This is a genomic window from Phaeobacter sp. QD34_24 (assembly GCF_028890115.1).
In the GTDB taxonomy this organism is placed as follows: Bacteria; Pseudomonadota; Alphaproteobacteria; order Rhodobacterales; family Rhodobacteraceae; genus Phycobacter.
Genome location: NZ_JARCJD010000003.1, coordinates 1 through 26,153, shown reverse-complemented (window position 1 = coordinate 26,153; position 26,153 = coordinate 1). Strand labels below are relative to the sequence as shown.

27 protein-coding genes are annotated in these 26,153 nt (G+C 62.3%); 13 read left to right on the top strand and 14 right to left on the bottom strand.

The features are described 5' to 3' along the window. Positions 1–61: 61 nt before the first annotated feature. The 4 genes from glnA (at position 62) to PXK07_RS02955 (ending at position 5,036) form a co-directional block, all read left to right on the top strand. A complete protein-coding gene (gene glnA / locus PXK07_RS02970) occupies positions 62–1,468 on the top strand; it encodes a type I glutamate--ammonia ligase (RefSeq protein ID WP_274846705.1) in 1,407 nt (468 codons plus the stop codon). Between the two features lie 133 nt (positions 1,469–1,601). After that, positions 1,602–2,852, top strand: coding sequence for an Hsp70 family protein (locus PXK07_RS02965; RefSeq protein WP_274846704.1), 1,251 nt, complete (start codon positions 1,602–1,604; stop codon positions 2,850–2,852). A 96-nt stretch (positions 2,853–2,948) separates the two neighbouring features. Next, entirely contained in the window at positions 2,949–3,746 is a 798-nt protein-coding gene (locus PXK07_RS02960; RefSeq protein ID WP_274846703.1) for a lytic murein transglycosylase, read from the top strand. Positions 3,747–4,040: 294 nt separating this feature from the next. Beyond that, positions 4,041–5,036, top strand: coding sequence for a hypothetical protein (locus PXK07_RS02955; RefSeq protein ID WP_274846702.1), 996 nt, complete (start codon positions 4,041–4,043; stop codon positions 5,034–5,036). 39 nt (positions 5,037–5,075) lie between these two features. Here PXK07_RS02955 and PXK07_RS02950 read toward each other — a convergent pair whose 3' ends face one another. Continuing rightward, complete coding sequence (locus tag PXK07_RS02950) at positions 5,076–5,855, bottom strand: heme-dependent oxidative N-demethylase family protein (protein WP_274846701.1); 780 nt, start codon at positions 5,853–5,855, stop codon at positions 5,076–5,078. A gap of 90 nt (positions 5,856–5,945) precedes the next feature. Next, positions 5,946–6,488, bottom strand: a complete 543-nt coding sequence (locus PXK07_RS02945; protein WP_274846700.1) for an NUDIX hydrolase — start codon at positions 6,486–6,488, stop codon at positions 5,946–5,948. A 102-nt stretch (positions 6,489–6,590) separates the two neighbouring features. Between PXK07_RS02945 and PXK07_RS02940 the strand changes: the two genes are divergently transcribed. From PXK07_RS02940 to PXK07_RS02915, 6 genes are all read left to right on the top strand, one after another. Beyond that, on the top strand, positions 6,591–7,811 hold the full coding sequence (locus tag PXK07_RS02940; RefSeq protein WP_274846699.1) for a bifunctional alpha/beta hydrolase/OsmC family protein: 1,221 nt from the start codon (positions 6,591–6,593) through the stop codon (positions 7,809–7,811). Between the two features lie 116 nt (positions 7,812–7,927). After that, positions 7,928–8,185, top strand: a complete 258-nt coding sequence (locus PXK07_RS02935) for a DUF6455 family protein (RefSeq protein ID WP_274846698.1) — start codon at positions 7,928–7,930, stop codon at positions 8,183–8,185. A gap of 154 nt (positions 8,186–8,339) precedes the next feature. Continuing rightward, positions 8,340–9,644, top strand: a complete 1,305-nt coding sequence (purB, locus tag PXK07_RS02930) for an adenylosuccinate lyase (protein ID WP_274846697.1) — start codon at positions 8,340–8,342, stop codon at positions 9,642–9,644. A 174-nt stretch (positions 9,645–9,818) separates the two neighbouring features. Next, positions 9,819–10,352: a tetratricopeptide repeat protein gene (locus tag PXK07_RS02925; RefSeq protein WP_274846696.1), complete on the top strand. Its 534-nt coding sequence runs from the start codon at positions 9,819–9,821 to the stop codon at positions 10,350–10,352. 76 nt (positions 10,353–10,428) lie between these two features. Further along, positions 10,429–11,562, top strand: a complete 1,134-nt coding sequence (locus PXK07_RS02920; RefSeq protein ID WP_274846695.1) for a flagellar motor switch protein FliG — start codon at positions 10,429–10,431, stop codon at positions 11,560–11,562. A 131-nt stretch (positions 11,563–11,693) separates the two neighbouring features. Next, positions 11,694–12,635, top strand: coding sequence for a lysophospholipid acyltransferase family protein (locus PXK07_RS02915; protein WP_274846694.1), 942 nt, complete (start codon positions 11,694–11,696; stop codon positions 12,633–12,635). A gap of 3 nt (positions 12,636–12,638) precedes the next feature. Here PXK07_RS02915 and PXK07_RS02910 read toward each other — a convergent pair whose 3' ends face one another. Continuing rightward, positions 12,639–13,346, bottom strand: coding sequence for a DUF1223 domain-containing protein (locus tag PXK07_RS02910; RefSeq protein ID WP_274846693.1), 708 nt, complete (start codon positions 13,344–13,346; stop codon positions 12,639–12,641). Between the two features lie 275 nt (positions 13,347–13,621). Between PXK07_RS02910 and acnA the strand changes: the two genes are divergently transcribed. Both acnA and PXK07_RS02900 read left to right on the top strand, forming a co-directional pair. Beyond that, positions 13,622–16,309 (top strand): aconitate hydratase AcnA, encoded by a 2,688-nt coding sequence (gene acnA / locus PXK07_RS02905; protein WP_274846692.1) that lies wholly within the window; start codon positions 13,622–13,624, stop codon positions 16,307–16,309. An 81-nt stretch (positions 16,310–16,390) separates the two neighbouring features. Next, positions 16,391–16,738: a DOPA 4,5-dioxygenase family protein gene (locus tag PXK07_RS02900; protein WP_274846691.1), complete on the top strand. Its 348-nt coding sequence runs from the start codon at positions 16,391–16,393 to the stop codon at positions 16,736–16,738. A gap of 60 nt (positions 16,739–16,798) precedes the next feature. Here PXK07_RS02900 and PXK07_RS02895 read toward each other — a convergent pair whose 3' ends face one another. From PXK07_RS02895 to yajC, 10 genes are all read right to left on the bottom strand, one after another. Continuing rightward, the gene (locus PXK07_RS02895) at positions 16,799–17,338 is read right to left on the bottom strand and encodes a DsbE family thiol:disulfide interchange protein (protein WP_274846690.1); all 540 of its coding nucleotides are present in this window, start codon (positions 17,336–17,338) and stop codon (positions 16,799–16,801) included. Next, positions 17,331–17,492, bottom strand: a complete 162-nt coding sequence (gene ccmD / locus PXK07_RS02890; protein ID WP_274846689.1) for a heme exporter protein CcmD — start codon at positions 17,490–17,492, stop codon at positions 17,331–17,333. Before ccmD ends, PXK07_RS02895 begins: the two co-directional genes overlap by 8 nt. Further along, positions 17,489–18,220 (bottom strand): heme ABC transporter permease, encoded by a 732-nt coding sequence (locus tag PXK07_RS02885; RefSeq protein ID WP_274846688.1) that lies wholly within the window; start codon positions 18,218–18,220, stop codon positions 17,489–17,491. The genes ccmD and PXK07_RS02885 overlap by 4 nt, the downstream gene beginning before the upstream one ends. 70 nt (positions 18,221–18,290) lie before the next feature. After that, positions 18,291–18,947, bottom strand: coding sequence for a heme exporter protein CcmB (gene ccmB, locus PXK07_RS02880; protein WP_274846687.1), 657 nt, complete (start codon positions 18,945–18,947; stop codon positions 18,291–18,293). Beyond that, positions 18,944–19,561: a heme ABC exporter ATP-binding protein CcmA gene (gene ccmA / locus PXK07_RS02875; RefSeq protein ID WP_274846686.1), complete on the bottom strand. Its 618-nt coding sequence runs from the start codon at positions 19,559–19,561 to the stop codon at positions 18,944–18,946. The genes ccmB and ccmA overlap by 4 nt, the downstream gene beginning before the upstream one ends. A gap of 64 nt (positions 19,562–19,625) precedes the next feature. Continuing rightward, positions 19,626–19,979: an Mth938-like domain-containing protein gene (locus PXK07_RS02870; RefSeq protein WP_274846685.1), complete on the bottom strand. Its 354-nt coding sequence runs from the start codon at positions 19,977–19,979 to the stop codon at positions 19,626–19,628. Positions 19,980–20,039: 60 nt separating this feature from the next. After that, complete coding sequence (locus PXK07_RS02865) at positions 20,040–20,795, bottom strand: sulfite exporter TauE/SafE family protein (RefSeq protein ID WP_274846684.1); 756 nt, start codon at positions 20,793–20,795, stop codon at positions 20,040–20,042. After that, positions 20,796–21,764, bottom strand: a complete 969-nt coding sequence (secF, locus tag PXK07_RS02860) for a protein translocase subunit SecF (RefSeq protein WP_274846683.1) — start codon at positions 21,762–21,764, stop codon at positions 20,796–20,798. Between the two features lies 1 nt (position 21,765). Next, positions 21,766–23,427, bottom strand: a complete 1,662-nt coding sequence (gene secD, locus PXK07_RS02855; protein ID WP_274846682.1) for a protein translocase subunit SecD — start codon at positions 23,425–23,427, stop codon at positions 21,766–21,768. Positions 23,428–23,461: 34 nt separating this feature from the next. After that, positions 23,462–23,746 carry a preprotein translocase subunit YajC gene (gene yajC, locus PXK07_RS02850; protein WP_274846681.1) on the bottom strand — a complete coding sequence of 95 codons (285 nt, stop codon included), beginning with the start codon at positions 23,744–23,746 and terminating at the stop codon, positions 23,462–23,464. A 227-nt stretch (positions 23,747–23,973) separates the two neighbouring features. Here yajC and serS point away from each other — a divergent pair, with 227 nt between their 5' ends. Further along, complete coding sequence (gene serS, locus PXK07_RS02845) at positions 23,974–25,266, top strand: serine--tRNA ligase (protein ID WP_274846680.1); 1,293 nt, start codon at positions 23,974–23,976, stop codon at positions 25,264–25,266. Positions 25,267–25,361: 95 nt separating this feature from the next. On the opposite strand, the gene PXK07_RS02840 is transcribed toward serS, so the two are convergent. Further along, complete coding sequence (locus PXK07_RS02840; RefSeq protein ID WP_274846679.1) at positions 25,362–26,015, bottom strand: helix-hairpin-helix domain-containing protein; 654 nt, start codon at positions 26,013–26,015, stop codon at positions 25,362–25,364. Positions 26,016–26,153: the final 138 nt, after the last annotated feature.

Below are 26,153 nucleotides of genomic sequence, written 5' to 3'. Positions count from 1 at the left end.
AAGGCACAGCAGATCGCAGCGCACAGAAGACACAGAATTTTCTTACGGAGAGGAAATCAAAATGAGCAAGGACGCAGTTCTTCAGCTGATCAAGGACGAAGATGTCGCCTATGTGGACATCCGGTTCACCGACGTACGCGGCAAGCTGCAGCACGTCACGGTTGACGTCGATATGGTTGACGAGGATTTCCTCGAAGAGGGTTTCATGTTCGACGGCTCCTCGATCGCGGGCTGGAAGTCGATCGAAGCTTCGGACATGAAGCTGATCCCGGACACCAACAGCGCCTATGTCGATCCCTTCTACGCGGAAAAGACCGTCTGCATCCACTGCTCGGTTGTTGAACCCGACACCGGCGAAGCCTACGAGCGTGACCCGCGCGGCACCGCCCAGAAGGCAGAAGCCTACCTGAAATCTTCCGGCATCGGCGATGTGGCCTACATGGGCCCCGAAGCGGAATTCTTCCTGTTTGACGACGTTCGCTTCTCGAACACCATCAACAAGGTCTCCTATGAGGTCGACGCCACCGACGCCTCCTGGAACACCGACACCGAGTACGAGATGGGCAACATGGGCCACCGTCCCGGCGTCAAGGGCGGCTACTTCCCGGTCAACCCGATCGACGAAGCGCAGGACCTGCGTTCGGAAATGCTGTCCACCATGAAGCGCCTGGGCATGAAGGTGGACAAGCACCACCACGAGGTTGCCTCCTGCCAGCACGAACTGGGCCTGATCTTCGACAGCCTGACCAAACAGGCGGACGAGCTGCAGAAGTACAAATACGTGATCCACAACGTGGCGCACGCCTACGGCAAATCGGCAACCTTCATGCCGAAGCCGATCGCAGGCGACAACGGCACCGGCATGCACGTGAACATGTCCATCTGGAAAGACGGCAAGCCGCTGTTTGCTGGCGACAAATACGCTGATCTGTCGGATGAGGCGCTGTACTTCATCGGCGGCATCCTGAAGCACGCGAAGACGCTGAACGCCTTCACCAACCCGTCCACCAACTCCTACAAGCGTCTGATCCCGGGCTTCGAGGCCCCCGTTCTGCGCGCGTATTCGGCACGTAACCGTTCTGGCTGCGTCCGTATTCCGTGGACCGAAAGCCCGAAAGCCAAGCGCGTCGAGGCCCGCTTCCCCGATCCGGCCGCGAACCCCTACCTGGCCTTTGCAGCCCTGCTGATGGCCGGCCTGGACGGTATCAAGAACAAGATCGATCCCGGCGAAGCCATGGACAAGAACCTCTATGATCTGCCCGCAGAAGAGCTGGCCGACATCCCGACCGTCTGCGGCTCCCTGCGTGAAGCGCTGGAATGCCTGGCGGCCGATCACGAGTTCCTGCTGCAGGGCGATGTGTTCACCAAAGACCAGATCGAGGGCTACATCGCGCTCAAGATGGAAGAGGTGGAAACCTACGAGCACACCCCGCACCCGGTCGAATACGGCATGTACTACAGCTGCTAAGACCGACAGTCGGAAAACAATTGAAAGGAGCGTCCATTCGGGCGCTCCTTTTTCTTTGTCCGATGTTTTCCTTGCGCCCTGGCTGAGCTGTCTTTATGTCCGGCGCCTCTCTTCTCTTTGAAAGAATGATCCGATGACGGCTCCTGCAACCCTTGGCATCGACTTTGGCACTTCCAATTCCGCCGCAGGGCTTGCGGTGGAAGGGCAGCCTTACCTGATCGAACTCGAGCCGGGCGAGGGCTCCCTGCCCACAGCGGTCTTTTTCGATGCCCAAACCGGGCGCATGCGGATCGGCAACAGCGCCATTCGCGCGCTCACAGCGGGTGAGGAGGGTCGTTTCATGCGCGCGCTCAAAAGCCTCTTAGGCACACCCCTACTACATGAAGAGCGGCGCCTTGGCGGCGAACGCCTGACCTTTGCCGATGTGATCGCGCGCTTCCTGGCCGAACTGAAGAGGCTCGCCGAGACGCAGACCCGGATGACATTCACCCATGCGCTATCGGGCCGCCCGGTCAGATTTCACAGCAAGGACGAAGACCGCAACCTGCGCGCCGAAAAGGATCTGCGCGCCTGCTACCAGAAGGCCGGCTTCGAGGAGGTGTGTTTCATGCTGGAGCCCGAGGCCGCATTGCGCGCAACCAGTCCCCGCGAGGGCCTCGGGTTGATCGTCGATATCGGCGGCGGCACCTCGGACTTTACCGCCTTCCGGCAGGAGGCTGACGGGGCGACCCGGATCCTTGCCTCACACGGTATCCGTCTTGGCGGCACCGATTTCGACCAATGCATCAGCCTTGCCAAGGTCATGCCGCTCTTGGGCCGCGGCAGCCAGATCCGCGACAGTTTCGGCCCCGGCACCCTGCCCGCCCCGAACCGCATCTTCAACGATCTGTCCAGCTGGCAGATGATTCCCTTCCTCTACACCCCGGAAGAGCTGCGTGCCGCCCGCGACCTGATGCGCCATGCGGTAGAGCCCGAAAGGTTCGCGCGCCTGGTTTCAACCCTTGAAGATCAGCTTGGCCACGATCTTGCCTTTGCGGTCGAGGCCGCAAAGATCGCGGTCAATCAGCCGAATGCCGATACGGCCACGGTCAACCTGGGCCTGCTGGAGCGGGGACTGCAGGCGCCGCTTGCAAGCCGCGACTTGAACGCCCTGCTTGAGGCACAGATGCAGGAGCTGCTCCAGGCCGCACAGGACACCCTGCGCCAGGCCGATGTTGCGCCCAAGGACATCGGCCGGATCGTGCTGGTCGGCGGCTCTGCGCTGCTCTCCTGCCTGCAAGACCGCATGGTGGAGCTTTGCCCGGCGGCCGAGACCGAAAGCGATCATGCCTTGAGTGCCGTGGCCGATGGGCTGGCGCTGGCCGCGGCGGATGCCTTTGCATGATCCTGGTCAGCGGGGCCAAATGGCGCCGCTTTCCCATGCAATTTCGCCCCTTCCACGCTAGGCTGACGGTGTTCCAGCATTAAGAAAGCCACAGCCATGCGTATTTTGCCCGTTCTCTGCCTCTCTTTGACCACCCTGCTGCCCATCGCCGCTACTGCAGCGCCCTGCGGCAACACCTCGGCAGGGTTCAACGACTGGAAAGCAGACTTTGCAGCGGAAGCAAAACGCGCGGGCGTGCGCGACAAAGGACTGAAAGCACTGCGGAGCGCGCAATACGCCAGCCGCACCATTGCCGCCGACCGCAACCAGAAGAGTTTTCGCTACAGTCTTGAGAAATTCATGCAGCTGCGCGGCTCGGCCACCATCGTCGCGCAGGGGCGCAAGCGCAAGGCGCGCAACCCGGCCTTCTATGCAGCCCTTGAAAAGAAATACGGCGTGCCTGCCGGTGTGCTGATCGCCATCCACGGCATGGAAACCGCCTTTGGACATTTCATGGGCGACAGCGAGGTGGTTTCCGCCATCGTGACCCTGACCTATGATTGCCGCCGCTCCGACTTCTTCCAGCCCCATGCCATCGGTGCCCTGAAGCTGGTCGATCAGGGCGCCATCACATCGCAGACGCTGGGGGCCAAACATGGCGAGCTGGGCCACACCCAGTTCCTGCCCGGCAATGCGCTGCGCTACGGGGTGGATTGGGGTGGCGATGGCCGTGTCGATTTCTACGACCTGCAGGATGCGCTGGCCTCTACCGCCAATTACCTGCGCAAGAAGGGCTGGAAACGCGGCAAGGGCTATCAGCCGGGAGAGCCAAACTACAAGGTGCTGAAGGAATGGAACGCCGCAACCGTCTATCAGCAGTCGCTGGCCATCATGGGCCGTCAGATCGACGGCTGAGCGGGTCTTCCCACGCCGCTTCCCCGGCTGCAGGAACAGTCCGGCCAAATCGGCGCGATTGTAATCTATATGGCATCAACATGGCCGAGACCCGCCCGGTTTCGGCCTCATTCGTTCAGAACTGATTTACAGACCTGCCAATACTCAATTGATTTTATTTAATTAAAATTACCCCAACCTGCATAGGCAGCTATTGGGGCCGATCCCGAAACAATCCTCAGTCAACGCCTCACTTTGTACCATTTCCCTTTGTACTCTTGGTCTCAAGGCACCCCGACTGAAGGAGGCTTGGGAATGATACAGGCAGAACGGTTCAAAGGCAGGCTTGGCTTCAAGACCCGCAGCGACACGCTGCTCAATCAGGGGCTGGTGCAGGCGGTCGATATGCTGGACGACTACGGTCACCCCCCGGCGCAGATCAACACCCGCGCCACGGGCCGGATCGAGCTGGAAAGCGATCAGTATCGCGTCGTGCTGCGCTTGCGGCGGCTGCCGCTGCGCATGGGCTTCCAGATCCCGGCGGGGATCCCGGCTCCGGCGATCTTCCTGGATGTCACCATCGAACGTCTATTCCCCGCAGCCAGCGACAAGGAGATCACCGAACTCCTGCTTGCGGTTCTGCTGAGACGGCTGAGCGAAGCGCTGTCACCGCTTCTGATCTTTTGGCAGGATGCCCCCAAGGCCATGAGCCGCGAAACCTTCCTGGCTGTCTTCGAACACCACGACACAGCGCAACAAGAGGCTTCGGATACGGCTGCAAGTGTCGCACGGCTGAGCCGCCCGGTTGCACCTGCCAAACGCCAGCGCAAGCCGGGGTCTCATGCTCGTCCGGCGGTGCGCAAACCGCTGCGGGTGCCTTCGCCCTTTGAAGCGCCGTCTCGGCCGCGTCTGTCGCAGAAACTGTTCTCAAGCGAGACCGTCGCCCCCAGAAAGCCCCGCGTCCATGTCGGCTTTACTCCCGTAGAGGCCATGGCGGACGATCTGGAGCGGCAATGTGATCGCCGCGCGGCCATCGCGACCGTGCCTGCCGATCAGGTGATCGATCTGACCGGCCTGCGCTCAACGGATCACAAGGGGGCGCGGCAGAACATCATGACCTGGGCAGCCACCGGGTTGATCGCCATGCTGTCGGCGCCGATCGCGGTGCTGGTGTTGATGGTGGAACTGATGCGCGGCAGTCAGCTGCAACCGCGCAGCCAGATCCTTACCATCGCCGTCTTTGTGGGCCTGTTGCAGGGCACGGGGATGGTGCAGGCGGCCGCGAAGGTGCTGATGCTGCCTGCCCCTTGAACCCTGCCGCCTGAACGCAGTTGGCGATACCCTGCGCGCCTATACCGTGTGCAGGGTCTGATCACTCTCTGCGTGATCGCCCCATTGTTCCAGCACATCGGCGCGCCGCAGCACGAAGGTATGAATGCCAAAGATCACCGCCCCGGTGCGCGGAAGGCGCAGGATGGTCTGCTTTTCACTGCGCAGATACCCGGCCTCGCCGCTGGGCGGCTGTTGCCGGGGCGCAGCCGCGCTGCGGGGCTGGTGCAAGGCCGCATCGTGATACCACAGCGCGTTGAAGCGCCACAGCGGCCTGCCCAGCTGCACGCCGTCGAACAGGCGCTGCACGCGGGCGGCGATATTGGCGTCATAGCTGTCCACCGGCACATGGATTGCCGTCAGGGGACGCATGACTTTCTCTGCCAAGGTCCAGCTGGCCGGAAAACACAAGACGGCTCCGGTCAGGATGTGTTCTTCCGATCCTTCGGGCTTTTCCAGGATACAGAAATCCTGCTGGGTGATCCGGCCGAGGCTGCCTAAGGGATCGCTCCGGTCAATCCTTACCTTCACCCCATCGGGCCGCGTCACCTCTTCCTCTGCATCCGGATAAAGCTGCGCCAGAACCTGTTCCAGCAATTCCTCTGCGGCGGCGCGCCCGCTCTCATCCAGCATCAAGACGCGATCGCGCGCGCTGTCCAGCAGGCGTTCGCGTTCGGCCATCTGCCCGGCAAAGGCATCATCCGGCGTCAGCCAGTCGGCAACAGCCAGCGGGGCGATACCCGGCAGGCGCTTTGGCTCTAGCGGGTTATGGGGGATCCGGGTCTGAAGAATCTCTGTCATGATCCCCTGCTAACACGAATTTGATCAAAAAAGCGAATGGCATTGTGACGCGATCAAAACCACCGTTCAAGCAAAGCACAACCGGCGGGGTCAGTACCGATTGTTCAGCACTGCGGGCAGCTTGTCGCGCAGCACCAGGACGCTGGCGGCATCGGTTTTCTCATGCAGCCGCTGCAGCGGCACCCATTCCAGGGCATGGGATTCGTCGCTGACGGAAATCTCTCCGGCCACCGCGCGAAACAGGTAGCGCACATCGTAATGCAGATGCGCGCATTCCTTTGAATTCTCCGGGATTTCATGAATATCCACGTCGAAAACCTGTGCCGACAGCGGCGCGATCCGTGCCAAACCGCTTTCCTCATAGGCCTCTTTCAAGGCTACGAAGCCCGCATCGGCAATGCCATCGCAATGGCCACCCAATTGCAGCCAGCGATCCAGCTTGCGGTGGTGGGTCAGAAGCACCGATTGCAGATCCTGCGACAGCACAAAGGCCGACCCCGTGACATGGCTGGTCAGCGGGTCGCGGCCAAAGGCCTGCGGCTCATGCGCACAGAATTCGCACAATCGTTCCCACATCTGGCGATCGCGCGCGGTCTGCGGCTTGTACTGCCCGATCCCTTCGATCCGTTCCATGATCCCGCAGCTTCACCTTCGCGTGTGATCCGGCGGCGGCGCCTTGCCGAAGCCTGTCCTTGGGCGCAGTTTAGGCGGGAGAAAACCAAAGGCCAATCATCAATGCCCACAGAACGCATCAGTTTTCCCGGACATGCCGGGAGCCCGCTTGCCGCGCGCCTGGACCTGCCCGATGGGCCGGTGCTGGCAACAGCCCTATTTGCCCATTGTTTCACCTGTTCCAAGGATATCCCCGCAGCCCGGCGCATTGCCGGGCGCTTGGCCTCCATGGGCATTGCGGTGCTGCGGTTTGATTTCACCGGGCTTGGCCATTCGGAGGGAGAGTTCGAGAACACCAGTTTTTCCTCCAATGTCGCCGACCTGATTGCCGCCGCGCAGTACCTGGCAAGCCGCGATATGGCCCCTGCCCTGCTGATCGGCCATTCCCTGGGCGGGGCGGCGGTGCTGCGGGCGCGGGCGGGCATCCCCTCGGCGCGCGGTGTCGTGACCCTGGGGGCGCCCTTTGATCCGGAACATGTGGCCCATAACTTCAGCGATGCGCTGCCCCAGATCGAAGCAGCAGGCGCCGCCGAGGTCTGCCTTGGCGGGCGTCCCTTCACCATTCGCCGCCAGTTCCTGGAGGATATCCGCAAAAGCGCCCTCGGCCCGTCCGTGGCGGAGCTGGACGCCGCCCTTCTGGTCATGCATGCGCCGCGCGATGAAACCGTTGGCATCGACAATGCCGCCGAGATCTTTGCCGTCGCCAAACACCCCAAGAGCTTTGTCACGCTGGACGATGCGGACCACCTGATTTCCCGCCCCGAGGATGCCGAATATGCCGCCGAGGTGATCGCCGCCTGGGCGCGCCGCTATATCGAGATGACGCCGCCTGCCCCGCCCCCCGGCGCCCCCGAAGGCGTGGTGCGCGTGGCAGAGGCGGATCCGAACGGGTTCCTGCAAGACGTGCAATCCGGCCCGCATCACCACGCGCTGGCGGATGAGCCGCTCGCCTATGGCGGCACCAATCGCGGCATGTCGCCCTATGGATTCGTGGCAGCGGGACTTGGTGCCTGCACATCGATGACCATCCGCATGTATGCCCGGCGCAAGGGCTGGCCGCTGGAAACCGTGGCGGTGGATGTCTGCCACGACAAGGTTCACGCCCAGGATGCCGCGCCCTCGGGGCCTGCAAAGATCGACCAGTTCACCCGCAAGATCTGTCTCAGCGGCGGCCTCAGTTCCGAGCAACGCACCCGGCTTCTGGAAATCGCCGACAAATGCCCGGTGCATCGCACATTGGAAAGCGGCGCCCGGGTGATCACCATCGACAAGTCCCCGCTTTGACACGCTGCCATCGCAAATCCGGCGCCGCTTGATCGATATCAAGGCCGGTCCCCGCTTCATCGTCATGATCGGCGCGAGTGAAATCGCACCCGAACAGGCACGATAGGAGACGCATAATGGGACTGGTGAAGACTCTGGAGCAAAGCACGGATCTGGTAAACGGCATGGCAGATCGTCTGGGCATCGACATGGGCGAGATCATCGCGCGCGACCCGGAACATGAAGGCCCCAAGCTGATGCGCGCCATCATGCGCTGCAGCCATTGCGAGGATCAGGGCGGCTGTACCAGCCTGCAGGCCGCCAACGACCATCTGGACGCGGCTCCGGCCTATTGCCAGAACAAGGATGTCTTCGATCGCATCAGCAAGGGCTGAGACCGGCCCGCGCCGCAACGACCGACACGACCCTAGGGACAGCTGTTGGGGCGGACAATAGGTCTCGGCCCGGCCGTGGTCCCTTGTTCCTTTGGACGGAGCGGTCTATGACCCGGCGCAAGTGTTCCCGCAATTGCGAAAGGTCCTTCTGCCGATGATCCCCCGCTACGCCCGCCCCGACATGGTCGCCATCTGGTCGCCCGAGACCAAGTTCCGCATCTGGTACGAGATCGAGGCCCACGCCTGCGATGCCATGGCCGACCTGGGGGTGATCCCGCGCGAAAACGCCGAGGCCGTCTGGAAGGCCAAGGACGTGGAATTCGACGTCGCCCGCATCGACGAGATCGAAGCCGTCACCAAACATGACGTCATCGCCTTCCTCACCCACTTGGCCGAACATGTGGGTTCGGAAGAGGCCCGTTTCGTGCACCAGGGCATGACCTCCTCGGACGTGCTGGACACCTGCCTCAACGTGCAGCTGGTGCGCGCCGCCGATATCCTGCTGGCCGATATGGACAACCTGCTGGCCGCCCTGAAAAAGCGCGCGATGGAGCATAAGGATACCGTGCGCGTCGGCCGCTCCCACGGGATCCATGCCGAGCCCACCACCATGGGCCTGACCTTTGCCCGCTTCTACGCCGAAATGGACCGCAACAAGAAACGTCTGGAACAGGCCCGCGAGGAAATCGCAACCGGCGCCATCTCGGGCGCTGTCGGCACATTCGCCAATATCGACCCGCGCGTCGAAGAACATGTCTGCGCGCAGCTGGGCCTCAGCCCCGAGCCGATCTCGACCCAGGTGATCCCGCGCGACCGCCACGCGATGTTCTTTGCCGTGCTCGGCGTCATTGCCTCTTCGATCGAGAACGTCGCCATCGAGATCCGCCACATGCAGCGCACCGAGGTTCTGGAAGGCGCGGAATTCTTCTCGATGGGCCAGAAAGGCTCTTCGGCGATGCCGCACAAGAAGAACCCCGTGCTGACCGAGAACCTGACCGGTCTGGCCCGCCTCGTGCGCATGACCGTGATCCCGGCGATGGAGAATGTGGCGCTCTGGCACGAACGCGACATCTCGCACTCCTCGGTGGAGCGCGGCATTGGCCCCGACGCCACCGTGACCTTGGACTTTGCGCTGAACCGTCTGACCGGCGTGATCGACAAGATGCTGATCTTCCCCGAGAACATGCTGGAAAACATGAACAAGTTCCCCGGCCTCGTGATGTCGCAGCGGGTTCTGCTGGCGCTGACCCAGGCAGGCGTGTCGCGCGAGGATGCCTATTCCATGGTGCAGCGCAACGCCCTGAAGGTCTGGGAAGAGCGCCTCGATTTCCAGGACCTGCTCCTGGCCGATGCCGAAGTGGTTGCCGCCCTCGGCGAAGATGGCATCAAGGAAAAGTTCGACATGGGCTATCACACCAAACATGTGGACACGATCTTCAAGCGAGTCTTCGGCGCATAAGACCGCTCCGGTTTCCGCGACAGAACGCCCTGCCAATTTGGTGGGGCGTTTTCTTTGGTATCCGCTGCCTGTCCTGACATGGGCGACCGGGCGCCTGTTCAAGAAAACGTGTTCCCCGCCGACCGCGATTGCGGATAGGCTGGCCGCAGACTGTTTTTTACAAGGATCTCTTTTATGCGCACAACGCTCTTTGCCGCCTTGATCACGCTCCCTGCCACAACATTCGCAGCAGGCGGAGATGACTGGTCAGCCCCCAAACCCACGCAAACCACCAAAGAGTGCAAGGGCGCCAAGGTCTGGGACCAGAAATCCGGCAAATGCGTGGATCCAAAAAGATCGTCGCTGGATGCCGACACCCTTTACGGCGCGGTACGCGAACTGGCCTATGCTGGGCGGTTACGCGAGGCCCAGGAGGTGCTAGCCATCATGCCGGATCAGGCATCGCCGCGCGTTCTGACCTACTGGGGTTTCACCCATCGCAAGCTGGGGCATCTGGACCTTGCAAACCAGTATTATGAGCGTGCAATCGCCAAGGACCCCGACAATCACCTGGCGCGTTCCTACATGGGGCAAGGCTTTGTCGAGGAAGGAAAACTTGGCCTGGCCCTGACCCAGTGGAAGGAAATCCGCAAACGTGGCGGAACCGGGAGCTGGCCCGAAGAAGCCTTGCACCAGGCGCTACTGACCGGGCAAACATCAAGCTACTGAGCTTCAGGCTTTCTTTACCGCTGCTGTCCTAATGTGACCCCCACAGAAAGAGAATCTTTTTGGCAAGGGTCCTAGAATGCAAGACGACCAGATGTTGGCGCTTCCGATGGCGACAGGCGGAAATGACTTTGGTGATTTTTCCGCGCCTGCCCCTATGGGCGGAATGGGCGGTATGGGAATGGATAGCCCGATGGGCGGATCTCCGGTCAAACTCAGCGGCAAGGCAAAAGCGGCGATCGTGGTGCGGTTGCTGCTGAACGAAGGCGCCGACATCCCGATTGAAGAGCTTCCCGACGAATTGCAGATGGAACTGACCCAGCAGATGGGCAAGATGCGTCTGGTCGACCGCGAAACCCTCTATGCCGTTGCCAGCGAATTTGCCGAGATGCTCGACAATGTCGGCCTGACCTTCCCCAATGGGTTGGCCGGTGCCCTGACCGCCATGGACGGCAAGATCAGCCGGTTGACCGCCAGCCGCCTGCGCAAGGAGGCCGGCGTGCGCCAGTTCGGCAACCCCTGGGATCGCCTGAAACAGCTGCCGCCGGAAGACCTTGCCTCGCTCGCCGAAGCCGAAAGCACCGAGGTTGCCGCCGTCCTTCTGTCCAAACTGGAAACCGCCAAGGCGGCCCAGATGCTGGCCGCCCTGCCCGGCCCGGTGGCGCGCAGGATCGCCTATGCGGTCAGCCACACGGGCAATGTGACCCCGGAAACCGTGGACCGGATCGGCCTGTCTCTGGCCGCCCAGGTCGAGGCCCGCCCGGACCTTGCCTTCGACAGCAGCCCCGGCCAGCGCGTCGGTGCCATCCTCACAGAAGCCGCCGCCGCCAAGCGGGACGAAGTGCTGACCGCGCTGGAGGAAGAGGATCAAGAATTCGCCACCGATGTCCGCAAGGCCATCTACACCTACAGCCTGATCGCACAGCGTATGCAGCCGCTGGATGTTCCGAAACTGATGCGTGTTCTGGCGCAACCCGATCTGGTCACCGCCATCGCCTTTGCCACCGACGAAGATGACGTGGCCACCAGCGAATTCCTGCTCGACAATATGTCGAACCGCATGGCGACCAATATCCGCGAGGAAGTCGCCGAACGGGGCAAGGTCAAGAAATCGGACGGCGAAGCCGCCTTTGGCCTGATCGTCAGCGCCATGCGCGATCTGGTGACCAGCGGCGAAATCGAACTCAAGACCGACGACGACGAAGATGAATAACGGGGCGCCAACAGGCGCGCCCTGGCCCCGGCGGCTATGATCGCTAGGCCGCGACAGCTTGCGCCAGGGCTGGGCCAGGATTAAAGTGCAAGGCTCTGTCCCGACCTCAGCCCAACAGGCCTGTCACCGCAATGCCTCTCGCCGCATCCGAACTCTCCATCGCAGCCAAATCCAAGTATTTCGTCAGCAACCTGTTTCTGCGGGGCCTGATCGGGACCCTCAGGCTGATTCCCTATCGCCTGCGCCTGGCCACCATGGGGCGTCTGATCCAAGGCCTGTCCGGCATGGTGGGGTTTGAGCGCCGCATTCGCGACAATCTGGACCTGACCTGCCCGGAGCTGTCAAAGGCCGAGGTGGACCGGCTCTGCCGTGAGGTTTGCGACAATGTCGGCCGTACCCTGGCCGAGCTTTATGCCGGGGCGCCCTTCTTGCGCCGGGCGCAGGCGGCACCGATTACCGGCGCGGGCCTTGCCGCACTGGAACAGGCACAGGCCGAGGGCCGCCCTGTCATTCTGGTGACCGGCCATTTCGGCAACTATGATGCCGCCCGCGCCGGGCTGATTGCCCGCGGGTTTTCCATGGGAGCCCTCTATCGGCGCATGGCAAACCCCTATTTCAACAGCCACTACGTGCGCGCCATCGAAGGCAACGGCAAGCCGATGTTCGAACAGGGCAAGCGCGGCATGGTCGAAATGGTGCGCCATCTGAAAAAGGGCGGCAATATCGCCATCGTGGCCGATCTCCATGCCCATGGCGGCACCGAGATCGATTTCTTTGGCAAACCGGCGGTGACCTCGACGGTTCCGGCCGAACTGGCGTTGAAATACGGGGCGGCGCTGATCCCGGTCTACGGCATCCGCAAGGACAACGGCGTGGATTTCGAGATCCTTCTCAACCCCGAGATCCCCCCATCGGATCCGCTGACCATGACCCGTGCGATCTGTGATGATCTGGAGGGCGTCATCCGCCAGCATATGGGGCAGTGGTTCTGGATCCACCGGCGCTGGAAACCCTATGTCGTCACGCCGAAGGACGCGCCGACCGTCTCTGCTGCGGCTTCGGATCCCACCTAGGCGCTACTCCAGACGCCCCGCTGCAAGGATGGGACCGTTTCCCGCCTGCTGGACAAGAACCGCCAGCGACTGATTACCGGGCAGCGGCACGCGCACCTGCAGCGGGGCGTCTCCGCTCCATTCGGCAACCTGCTGCCAGTCTTCAACGACATTGGCATAATCCAGCGTCCGCCCCGCCAACTCTCCACGGGTGATCTCGACCCGGCTCAAGGGGGTGTAGCGGATCACATCCACCACCATGGCGCCCGATGGCAGCGCCCCGACGGCCTGCAGCGAAACCGTAACATCTGACGGCCCGGCAACCAGGGACAGAGACACCGGAGAAGCCAGCGCCTGATGCCGCTCCACCGCATCCGCCAGTTTCAACGGATCGGCCCCCTCGATATCATCCTGCCCCATCACGATCATCTGGGGCGTATGCACCATCCGCCGCCCCATGGCGCGGGCATAGGCCTTTTGCCGTTGGGTATAGGCGGGATCGGCAAACACATCCTTCCACCCGATGTAGTCCCAGTAGTCCACATGGAACGCCAGGGCGAGAACATCCGGTCGTTTTGCCAGCTTGTGCATCTGGGCATCCGCAGGCGGACAGGAGGCACAGCCCTGCGAGGTGAACAATTCCACCACCACGGGATTTTTCACCGGCTCAGCCAGGATATCGGCTGGCATGGCGAAGCACAGGAGACTGGTCAAAGCTGCGATACGCATCATGGTGTGCTAGGTCCCTTTGGTCGTCATCATCGGCGCAATCCCTGCAGGATTTCCACCGCTCCCCTGATGTAGCCCAGCCACGGGCGATTGACCAATCAATCATAGGTGAGAGCTGTGTCAAAACCGATGGCGCCCCCGTTCCACGGCCCAGGCAGGCATGAACATCGCCGCAGAGACAACCCTTGCCTGCTCCGTTTCCTCTATTGAAACAGTCCCGGTCCTGTTGCAGAACTTTCTCAGCGAGTTCCCACTATCACATCCAGAGGGAGGCCAAGATGCCCATCACCGTCGGACAGGACAGTGCCAAGGCCCGCCGCACGCTCAGCCTCGGCGGCAAGACGATTTCCTACTATTCGATCCCCGCCGCCACCGAGGCCGGGCTGGGAGATTTTTCGAAACTGCCTGCCGCGCTCAAGGTGGTTCTGGAAAACATGCTGCGGTTCGAGGACGGTGGCTTTTCGGTCTCCACGGATGACATCAGGGCCTTTGCGGACTGGGGTGCCAACGGCGGCCGGAACCCGCGCGAGATCGCCTATCGTCCGGCCCGCGTGCTGATGCAGGATTTCACGGGCGTGCCCGCCGTGGTGGACCTTGCCGCGATGCGCGACGGCATCAAGGCACTGGGCGGCGATGCGCAGAAGATCAATCCGCTGAACCCGGTGGATCTGGTCATCGACCATTCGGTGATGATCGATGAATTCGGCAACCCGCGCGCCTTCCAGATGAACGTGGACCGGGAATATGAGCGCAATATGGAGCGCTACCAATTCCTGAAATGGGGTCAGGGCGCCTTCAACAACTTCCGCGTTGTGCCCCCCGGAACCGGCATCTGCCATCAGGTGAACCTGGAATACCTGGCCCAGACCATCTGGACCGACGTGGATCAGCACGGCAACGAAGTCGCCTACCCCGACACGCTGGTCGGCACCGACAGCCACACCACCATGGTCAACGGTGTTGCCGTTCTGGGCTGGGGCGTCGGCGGGATCGAGGCCGAGGCCGCGATGCTGGGGCAGCCGATCTCGATGCTGATCCCCGAGGTGATCGGGTTTGAGCTGACCGGCGATCTGGTCGAGGGCACCACTGGCACCGATCTGGTTCTGAAGGTGGTCGAGATGCTGCGGGCCAAGGGCGTCGTGGGAAAATTCGTCGAATTCTACGGCGAAGGTCTAGACCGTCTGCCGCTGGCCGACCGCGCCACCATCGCCAATATGGCGCCGGAATATGGCGCCACCTGCGGCTTCTTCCCCATTGATGGGGAAACCCTCCGTTACCTGCGCAACACCGGCCGCGACGAAGACCGTATCGCGCTGGTCGAAGCCTATGCCAAGGAAAACGGACTGTGGCGCGATGCGGATTACGCACCGGTCTACACCGACACGCTGTCGCTCGACATGAGCAGCATCGTGCCGGCCATTTCAGGCCCCAAGCGTCCGCAGGACTATGTGCCGCTGACCAACGCCAAGGCCGCCTTCCGCCAGGAGATGGAAAAGACCTTCAAACGCCCCCTGGACAAGGAGGTGCCGGTCAAGGGCGAAGACTACAGCCTGTCCTCTGGCGATGTGGTGATTGCCTCGATCACCTCCTGCACCAATACTTCGAACCCCTATGTGATGATCGGCGCCGGGCTGGTTGCGAAAAAGGCGCATGAGCTGGGCCTCACCCGCAAGCCCTGGGTGAAGACCTCGCTGGCGCCGGGATCGCAGGTGGTCTCCGAATATCTTGAGGCCGCGGGCCTGCAGGAGCATCTCGATGCCGTAGGTTTCAATCTTGTCGGCTATGGCTGCACCACCTGTATCGGCAACTCCGGCCCGATCCAGCCGGAACTGTCGGACGCCATCGCCCAAGGAGATCTCGTGGCGACCTCGGTGCTGTCCGGCAACCGCAACTTCGAAGGCCGTATCAGCCCCGATGTGCGCGCCAATTACCTGGCCTCGCCGCCGCTGGTGGTCGCCTATGCGTTGGCGGGCACCATGGATATCGACCTGGCCAATGACCCGATTGCCCAGACCCCGGACGGCAAAGACGTCTACCTCAAGGACATCTGGCCCTCGACCCGGGAAATCGCGGATCTGGTACAGGACACCGTGACCCGCGAGGCGTTTCTGTCGAAATACGCCGATGTGTTCAAAGGCGATGCAAAATGGCAGGCGGTGGAAACCACCGATGCGGAGACCTACGACTGGCCGCCACAGTCCACCTACATCCAGAACCCGCCCTATTTCCAGGGCATGGGGCCGGAACCCGGCACCATCTCCAATATCGAAGGTGCCAGGCCGCTGTTGATCCTGGGCGACATGGTCACCACCGACCATATCTCTCCGGCGGGCTCCTTCGCGACCACCACCCCGGCCGGCCAGTATCTGATCGACCATCAGGTGGCCCCGCGCGAGTTCAACTCCTATGGCTCGCGCCGCGGCAACCACGAGGTGATGATGCGCGGCACATTCGCCAACATCCGCATCAAGAACGAGATGCTGGATGGCGTCGAAGGTGGTTACACCAAGGGCCCTGATGGGCAGCAGACCTCGGTCTATGAGGCATCGATGGCCTATCAGCAGGCCGGTGTTCCGCTGGTGGTCTTTGGCGGGGAGCAATATGGCGCGGGCTCCTCGCGCGACTGGGCTGCAAAGGGCACAGCACTTCTGGGCGTCAAGGCAGTGATTGCGGAATCCTTTGAACGCATCCACCGCTCCAACCTGGTTGGAATGGGGGTGATCCCCTTCGAGTTCACCGCAGGCGACACCCGCAAATCGCTAAATCTGACCGGGGATGAGACCGTCTCGATCCGTGGCCTTGATACCATCGAGCCCCAGCAGGAAGTGCCTTGCGACATCACCTACGCCGATGGCAGCACCAAGACCATCACGCTCAAGTGCCGCATCGATACCGCGCCCGAGATCGAATATGTCGAACACGGCGGCGTCTTGCACTACGTGCTACGCAATCTGGCGAAATCGTAACAGCGACGCCACGAAATATGCGGGAAGGCGGCCCGATGGGTCGCCTTTTCATTGGATGGATGACGAGCAGGACTTTCGAAAATGAACGAGACCAAGGATACGGGCCAGATCACCGGCTATCACGCCCATGTCTATTTCGACGCGGAAACGGTGGAGCAGGCGCTGGTACTGTGCCAGCGCGCGGCGGAGACATTCGGCGTCAAGATGGGCCGTGTCCATGACAAGCTGGTCGGCCCGCACCCGATGTGGTCCTGCCAGCTGGCAGCAACGCCTCAGCAGTTTGCAGACCTCCTTCCCTGGCTGGCACTGAACCGCGATGGGCTGATTGTCTTTGCCCATCCCGAAACCGGCGACGAACTGGCCGATCACCGCGATCACGGCATCTGGCTAGGCACCGGGATGGATCTGGACCTATCGCTGTTTGAGTGATGCGCAAATGCAAAACGCCCGCCAATGGCGGGCGCTTTCTCTGATACTCAAGTGGTCCGCTTACTGACCCGCCGCCTTTTCCATCGCCGGGCGCAGGGTCTTTTCCAGCACCGCATTGGTCAGTGGCCCGGCAAAGCGCAGCATGATCTTGCCCTGGCCATCGATCACATAGGTTTCGGGCACGCCATAGAGGCCCCAATCGATGGCCATGCGGCCCTTTTCGTCCCGCCCGATGGCGGTATAAGGATCGCCCAGCTCCTCAAGGAAGGAGGCCGCGTTGTCCGCCTGGTCCTTGTAGTTGACGCCATAGATCGGCACACCCTCGGCGGCGAGCTGTTCCAGCATCGGATGCTCGGCCCGGCAGGGCGCGCACCAGCTGGCCCAGTAGTTCACCAGTTTCACGGTCCCGTCGCGCAGGGTCGCATCGTCGAACCCCTCCTTGCCGGGGAAGGCCTCCAGCACCACCGGCGGCGCGGGCTGGCCTTCGCGCGCGGAGGGCAGGCTTTCGGGATCCTCGCGGAACATGCCCACCAGCGCCAGGCCGACAAAGCCCGCAAAGACCACGACGGGCACAGCCATCAAGGGAGAGATCTTAGCCATTGCGCTTCATCCGCTCCTGTTCCAGCCGTTCCATCTCGGTGCGCACCCGGCGACCACGCCAGAGCGTCATCACCACCAAAAGCACCAAGAGCAGGATCGAAGCGGCATAGGACGACAGCACCGCCTCTGCATATTTTCCAAGATCGGGCATCATGCCTCCAGCCTTTCACGCGCCAAGAGCGCCTTGATCCGGCGCGCGCGAATTTCGGTTCCGGTGCGGTAGAACACCATTGCGATGAAGAAGACGCCAAAGCCAATCATGCAGACATAAAGCGGGTTGGAGAAGGCATCCGCCACGTTCTCTTTCTTGTCGAGGCTCAGCGAGGCGCCCTGATGCAGCCCCTGGTTCCAGAAGTTCACCGCATAGCGGCTGAGCACTGCAAAGACAGATCCCACCAGGCACAGGATAGATGTGAGATCGGCCGCGGTATCCGGGTTATCGATTGCCTCCCACAGGGCGATATAGCCAAGGTAGAACAGGAACAGCACCAGGAAGGAGGTCAGGCGCGGATCCCAGGCCCACCAGGTGCCCCACATCGGCTGGCCCCAGATGGCACCGGTCGCCAGGGCAATCAGCGTCATCACCACCCCCACGGGGGCGGCCGCCCGGGCGGCCAGGGCACTGACGTGGTGGCGGCGCACCAGCCACACCAGAGAGGCCACCAGCATCATGAACCAGGCATTGATCGCCAGCAGGGCCGCTGGCACATGCAGGAAGATGATCTTGACCGTGGAGCCCTGCCGATAGTCATCGGGGGTGAAGAAGAAGCCCCAGACCAGACCCACGACCATCAATAGACCCGAAAGGATCCACAAGGCAGGCATCACCCTTTCCGTGGTGGAGAGGAATTTCTTCGGATTGGCATATTCCCAGATCGACATGGTGGCTATCTTGTTCCCCGCTCCCGGTGTTTCAAGTGGTGGCTCTCATTCAAGGTCATCCTGCCCTCACTCAGCGTAGATTGATACGCAAGACGGCGGCGCTGGCAAAGGGCAATAGCGCGATCACCGCCGCCGAAATTCCCGCCAGCATCAACAGCGGCGTCTGCACCGCCATGTCTTCGGCGCCGCGCCGGGCCACCTCGGCGCCAAAGATCAGTGTCGGCACGTAAAGCGGCATCACCAGAAGCGACAACAGCAGCCCGCCGCGCTTCAAACCTACGGTCAGCGCCGCGCCGAAGGTGCCGATCACCGACAGCGCGGGCGTGCCCAGAAACAGGGAAATCACCAGCCAGAAAAATCCCGGGGTCGGCAGGTTCAGCAGAACGCCCAGCACCGGCGCGGCCAGAACCAGCGGCAGGCCGGTGGTGATCCAATGCGCCAGGGCCTTGATGGTGACCACCCCCTCCAGCGGCAGGGGCGCGGTGGCCAGAAGATCCAGCGAGCCATCCTCCCAGTCCAGCGCCAGCAGGCGATCGAGCGACAACAGGCACGAGAGCAGCGCCCCCAGCCACAACACGCCGGGCGCAATGCGGGTCAACAGCTCGGAATTCGGCCCCACCGAGAAGGGCACCATCACGGTGACGATCAGGAAAAACGCAAGGCCCAGGCCAAAGCCGCCGCCCGCACGCACCGCAAGGCGCAGATCCCGCATCAAGAGAGCGATCATAAAAAGCCCTCGTCGAAATCGTCCAATGCGGGCAGGCGCGCCTTGAAGACGCCCACGTCCAGCACCTCTGCCTCGTCCAGGCCCAGGTCGATATGAGTGGCGATCAGCGCCGATCCCCCCTGCCCCAGATGCGCGCGCACCGCATCGGCAAACATGGCCACCGCGCCTGTGTCGAGGCTCACCGTGGGTTCATCCATGATCCAGATGGGTCGCCCCGTCACCAACATCCGCGACAGGCCCAAACGCCGTTTCTGCCCCGCCGACAGCGCCCCTGCGGGCCGATCGCGCAAGGCGACCAGTTGAAAGGCATCCAGCGCCGGTTCGATGGAAGAGGCGCCAAAGACGCTAGCCCAGAAGGTGAGGTTTTCCGTCACGGTCAGGGCCGGTTTCAACCCGTCGGAATGCGCCGCATAGGCGATCTGATCCTCAGCCCCGGTGATGTGGCCCGACAGCGGCGGCTGCAGCCCGGCAATGGTGCGCAGGAGCGTCGTCTTGCCGATCCCGTTCGGCCCGCGCAGGATCAGGGCCCGGCCCGGCTCAAGCGTGAAACCCAGGCCCTCCAGCACAGGCAGGCCACCGCGCGCGATTGAGAGATCGGTTACATTCAATGTCATGAATGACTGACTATCCCATTGTGGGTTCTTACAAAAGACGAAATCGCCCGACGTTTTCCTCGCATCAGACCGGCAGCACGGCCAAGGCGATCCGGCGCCCTTCGGACAGAAGCACATTATAGGTGCGACAGGCGGCGGGGGAGTTCATCGTCTCGACCCCCATTCCGGCCGTCTCAAGGACCTGGCGCAAATCGGCGGGGATATGAGCCACCTCGGCGCCAGTGCCGATAAATAGAACATCGATCTCGTCAGCCAGCGCCAGCAAGGCCGCGTGATCGCCATAGCCGCCCCAAGCGCTGGTGCCCCGTGCTCCGGTGACAACGGCGCCATGGTGTACCTCGCCGCCGATGCGAAAGAACCCCTCTCCATAGCCGTCTACCGGCAGGGCGTCGGAATAGGTGACTTCATTCAGGCGCATGGATCTGTCTCTCCTGCTGGCTCCAGAATTCTCGACGACGGTTGCCGCCCGGCAAGGATATCATCCCCAAACCGGCAGGCCACCAACAATTGCAGCGGCGATAACACTATAGGCGACAAGACGATAGAGACGTTCTTTTTCCGGGTCAAAAAGCGCCTGCCCGACAAGGCTGCCCAACCCATAGGGCGGGATCAGCAAGACCCCCAGCCAAAGCGCATTTTCAGTGAGGATCCCCTGCCCCCACATCAGCGGCAGGGTGAGCAGAGATGTCAGTGTCAGAAAGACGATGGTATTGGCCCGCCCCCGCTCTGGCCCATCGGTCGAAGACAGTTGGAACAATACCGCGATTGGCCCGACAAGCCCGGTCGCCCCTCCGACCAGCCCGGATGCACCGCCAATGCCAAACCGTGCCCGCCACCCCGTGCCTGCCTTGCGGCGCCAGCCAAAGACCAGCGATGTCAAAGTCCCCGCAGCCACCAGCAAGACCAGCCAGCGCAGCAGGGTGATCTCCCAAGTGGATAGCGCATAAAGCCCCAAGGGCATCATGACGACAGCCGCCAGTACCAACTGCCCCACGTGTATCCGATTGCAGTGTCGAACAGCCTTGGGGACAACCGTGACCAGCGAGATCAGTGCCGAAACGGAAAAGGCTCCGACCGCAAGGGTCGGAGCCAAAAATGCAGTGGCAACAGGCATGAAGATCAGCGCCGCGCCAAACCCGGCAAAGCCGTAGACGATCCCCGCCACGAAGGTGACCGAGAGGACCCAAACCACGCCCGGCAGTGCAAGCGCAGTGCTGAGCCCCTCTGCCATCATCTAGGCGTCAACATTGGCAAATTGATTGCCGGTCGGCGTCGAGGGTTTGGACCAGTCGCGCTTGACCCCCAGCCACAGCAGGATGGTCGAGGCCACAAAGACCGAGGAATAGGTCCCGACAATGACACCCCAGATCATCGCAAAGACGAAGCCGCGGATCACATCACCGCCCAGCACATAGAGCGAGATCAGCGCAATCAGCGTGGTCACGGAGGTCATCATGGTGCGGCTCAGGGTTTCGTTGATCGAGAGATTCAGCACCTCGGCCAGCGACTTTTTCTTGTAGCGGCGCAGGTTCTCGCGCACCCGGTCAAAGACCACCACGGTGTCGTTCAGCGAATAGCCCACAATGGTCAGCAGCGCCGCGATGATCGCCAGGTCGAACTTGATCTGCAGCTCCGAGAAGATGCCGATGGTCAGCACCACGTCATGCACCAGGGCGGCCACGGCCCCCAGAGCGAACTGCCATTCAAAGCGCAGCCAGATGTAGACCAGTACCGCGCCAATCGCCAGCACCACCGCGATGACCGCCGTCTGCACCAATTCGCCCGAAACCTTGGGGCCGACGGATTCGACCGAGACGAACTTGATATCCGGGGCAACGGTCGCAAGGGCCGCGTTCAGCTGTTCGATCACCTCGCCGGAAATCGACTCGCCATCGTCCTGCGCCTGGATCCGGATCATCGCCACATGCTGGTCTTCCTCGAAGGTCGGATCGAACACCTCGGTGATGGAGATATCGCCAAGGCCCAGCGGGCTCATCGCGTCACGATAGGCCCCGACATCGATGGCTTGGGTGCTTTCGGTGCGGATGGTGGTACCGCCGCGAAAATCGATGCCGAAGTTCAGCCCTTGCAGCATGAAGGAGGCAAACCCGACCACCATCATCAAGGCCGACAGGCCCAGCCAGAGCTTCCAGCGTTTGAAAAAGTCGAAAGAGGTACTTTCGGGAACAAGTCTCAGCCGCATATCACACCTCAATCGTTTTCGGACGGCGCCGTTCGAACCACATGACGATCATCACCCGCGTTACAAAGATCGCGGTGAAGACCGAGGTCATGATGCCAAGGCCCAGGGTAATGGCAAATCCACGCACCGGGCCCGAGCCCATGGCAAAGAGGATCACCGCAGTGATGAAGGTGGTGACGTTCGCATCCAGAATGGCGCTCAGCGCCTTGGAATAGCCCTCGTCGATGGCCCGCGCCGGACCACGCCCCGCCTTCAATTCTTCGCGGATACGCTCGAACACCAGCACGTTGGCGTCCACCGCCATGCCGACGGTCAGCACGATCCCGGCGATGCCCGGCAGGGTCAATGTGCCGCCGATCAGGCTGAGCGCGCCAAAGATCAGCGCCACGTTCAGCATCAGCGCGACGTTGGCAAAGATACCGAACAGACCATAAGACAGCGTCATGAAGACCAGCACGGCGATGAAGGCCACGATGGTCGCGATCTTGCCCGCGTCGATACTGTCCTGCCCCAGCTCCGGGCCGATGGTGCGCTCTTCCAGGAACTCCAGCCCGGCAGGCAGGGCGCCTGCGCGCAGGAGAACCGCCAGGTTGGTGCTTTCCTCGATGGAGAAGTTGCCGGTGATGATCCCCGATCCGCCGGGAATATGCGCCTGGATCACCGGCGCCGAAACCACCTCGTCATCCAACACGATGGCGAAGGGAGATCCGATGTTTTCCGCCGTATAATCGCCAAAGCGACGCGCACCGGAGGTGTTGAAACGGAAGGTCACCGCCGGACGGCCGTTCTGATCAAAGGAGGGCTGCGCATCCACCAGGTCTTCGCCGGTTACAACAGGAGCAGCTTCAACGGTGTAGAATGTGCCCGCCTCGTCCAGCGAGGGGATCACCTTGTTGCCGGTTCCGGCACGGGCGTCCGGGTCGCTGCCACGCCCCACCACCGGGTTGAAGGTCAGCTGCGCGGTGGTGCCGATGATCGCCTTCAGTTCCGACGCCGAGCCAATGCCCGGAACCTGGATCAGGATGCGGTCGGCGCCCTGTCGCTGAATGGTGGGTTCGCGGGTGCCGACCTCGTCGATCCGGCGGCGCACGATCTCCAGCGACTGGCGCACGGTACGATCGTCCGAGGCAAGGCGCTCGGCCTCGCTCAACTCGACCGTCAGAACATCACCATCGCCCGACACGATGATATCCGTCGCCCCGGCCCCGGTCAGGCTGGTGACCGGATTGGCAAGCCCGCGCACCACTTCCAAGGCCCGCGCCATACCGTCCGGTTTGGACAGCTTCACGCGAATCTGCCCATCGGGCGCCGGTTGCAGGCGGAAGGTACCGATCGCGTCGCGTTCGGGGCGCAGGGCATTGCGCACCTCGGGCCAGAGCGCATCCATCCGCGCGGCATAGACGTCTTCGACCTGAACCTCGGCCAGAAGATGGGCGCCACCGCGCAGATCGAGGCCAAGGTTGACCAGCCCCGAGGGCATCCATTCCGGCCACTGCGCCGCCATCTCAAGACGCTCGGGCGTTTCGCCCTTCATCTCGATCGCGGTGACGGCGTCATTGGCCTGTTCGACGCGGGTGTAGAACGCATTTGGCAGGGCCAGCACAAGGCCAGCCACACAGACCAGCCAGATCAGCACCCTCTTCCAGAGATCAATTTGCAGCATTGCCCTGCCTTTTCAGATAGTTGGGACAGGAGCCTTAGGCTGCCGGCTCGGTCTTCGAAAGCACCTGAGCAATGGTGGAGCGCACAACGCGCACCTTGACGCCTTCGGCCAGCTCGACCTCGACCTCATTGTCGTCCTTCACCTTGGCCACCTTGCCAATCAGCCCGCCCTGGGTCACCACCTGATCGCCACGGCGCAGGTCAGAGACCATTTTCTGGTGTTCTTTCATCTTCTTCTGCTGCGGGCGGATCAGCAGGAAGTACATGATCGCAAAGATCAGAATAAGCGGGAGAAACTGGCCAATCGCATTTGCGTCCAAGGGGATATTCCTTCTGTCTGGGAGGGCCCACAGCGGGCGCCCCGATTTTGCAGGCGAACCTATGCGCTGGCATGGGCAGTTGCAAGGCAAAGGCAGCGCGATGATGTGCAGATTCCGCCCTGCAACACCTTGGCAGGAACCCCGCTCTGCCCTCTTCCTCTTTGGCTGCGGCTGGGGCATAGGTTTGGCACTGATTCAAAATCGTCTCTCAGACAGGAGCCACCCTCATGCATGACATCCGCGCGATCCGCGAAAATCCTGCCGCTTTTGACGCCGCTCTGGCGCGGCGTGGGGATGCGGCTGTCTCTTCTGACGTGCTGGCCCTTGACGAGGCGCGCCGCGCCAAGATCCAGGCCGCCGAAGAAGCCCAGGCCGCTCAGAACAAGGCCGCCAAGGCGATTGGCGCGGCCAAGGCCAAGGGCGACAATGACGAATTCGAACGCCTGCGCAGTGAAGTGGCAGGCAAGAAGGCCGAAGTCGCCGCCCTGCAGGCAGAGGCCAAGGAGCTGGATGCCAAGCTCACTGACATGCTGGCCCGCCTGCCCAACAGCCCGGCCGCGGATGTGCCCGATGGCGCCGACGAGAACGACAATGTGGAGGTGAACCGCTGGGGCACGCCCGCAGAACTGGATTTCACCCCCAAGGAGCATTTTGAAATCGCAGGCGTTGCCGCCGCGATGGATTTCGAGACCGCCGCCAAGGTTTCCGGCTCCCGCTTTGTCTTCCTGAAAGGCGCCGTTGCCCGCATCCACCGCGCCCTGGCACAATTCATGGTGGACACCCATGTGGATGAGAACGGCCTGACCGAGGTGAACTCGCCCGTGCTGGTGCGGGATGAGGCCATGTATGGCACAGATAAGCTGCCCAAATTCGGCGAGGACAGCTATCAGACCACCAATGGCTGGTGGCTGGTGCCCACTTCCGAAGTGCCGCTGACCTATTCGGTCGCCGAAGAGATCCTGGAGGCCAGCGCCCTGCCCATCCGCATGACCTCGCACACGCTGTGCTTCCGCTCCGAAGCCGGATCGGCCGGGCGCGATACATCGGGCATGCTGCGTCAGCACCAGTTCGAAAAGGTGGAGATGGTCTCGATCACCCATCCGGACGCTTCCGACGACGAACAAAAGCGCATGCTGCGTTGCGCCGAAGGGATCCTGGAGAAACTGGGCGTACCCTACCGGACCGTGGTGCTTTGCACCGGCGACATGGGGTTCGGCGCGCGCCGCACCTTTGACATTGAAGCCTGGCTGCCGGGCCAGGATGCCTATCGCGAGATTTCCTCGGTGTCCACCACCGGCGACTTCCAGGCCCGCCGCATGAACGCCCGTTTCCGTCCCGAGGGCGGCGGCAAGCCCGAGTTTGTGCACACGCTGAACGGATCCGGCCTCGCCGTCGGGCGCTGCCTGATCGCGGTGCTGGAGAACGGTCAGCAGGCCGATGGGTCGGTCAAGCTGCCAGAGGCGCTGGCCCCCTATCTCGGCGGCAAGCTGACCCTGACGGCAGAGGGCACCCTGGCCTGAGTCGGCCCCCGGTCGCAAAGACAAAAGAACCGGCCCCAAGGATGAGGGCCGGTTTTTTTATTGTCCGATCTGTGATCGCGGATCAGACGCCGGGCTCAGCCCTTTGCCTTTTTCGATTTTTTCGCCTTTGCCGGTTTGTCCTTGGCAGGCTTGGCCTTGGCGGATTTCTCCTTGGCTTGCTTCTTCTTCTCCGGCTTGGCGTCGCTGTCCGCTCTGCCATCGGCCGTCTTGCGGGCCAGGATGGCCTCGGCCTTAGCCTTTTCCCGCTCGATCGCCTTGCGCGCCTTGGCCTTCACCCGCTTGGCCTTTTCCTTGGCCTTCACCCGTGCCTCAGACATTTCCAGAGCCAGTGCTTCGGCCTTTTTCGCGGCCTTGCGCGCCTTGATCTTAGCCTTGGCGGCTTTTTCCTCGGCCGCAAGACGCGCCGCTTCGGAGGCGGCAAGGGCGGCATTCAGTTGCGCTTCACTCTCGCCGGGTGCGGGCCTGTCCGCGCCGGTCTCGGCAGCCGACGCCCGCGGTTTTGGCGCCTTCTTCCTCGGTGTGGCCGCCCCAGTCTTCTTCGCTGTGCCTGCCAGATGATCCTGTGCCGCCTGCTGCAGCCGCGCGGCCCGCGCCGCGCCGATGCCCTTCACCTGGCCCAATGCTTCGGCACTGAGTGCGGCAAGCGCTTCGACCGATGTCACGCCATTGGCTTTCAGTGCTTTTTCCAGAACGGGACCAACCCCCGCAAGCTCACGAATAGCAGTCATATCTACCTTTCTGTCTCAATCCTGTCGTCCCCCGACTGAACGAAGAGTGCCACAGGCGCGCTAGGGTCAGGACTCATAGCCAGTAAATGACGAGCGCTGCGAGTGCGATGGCTGACAGGAAGACCTTTGGGCACCTGT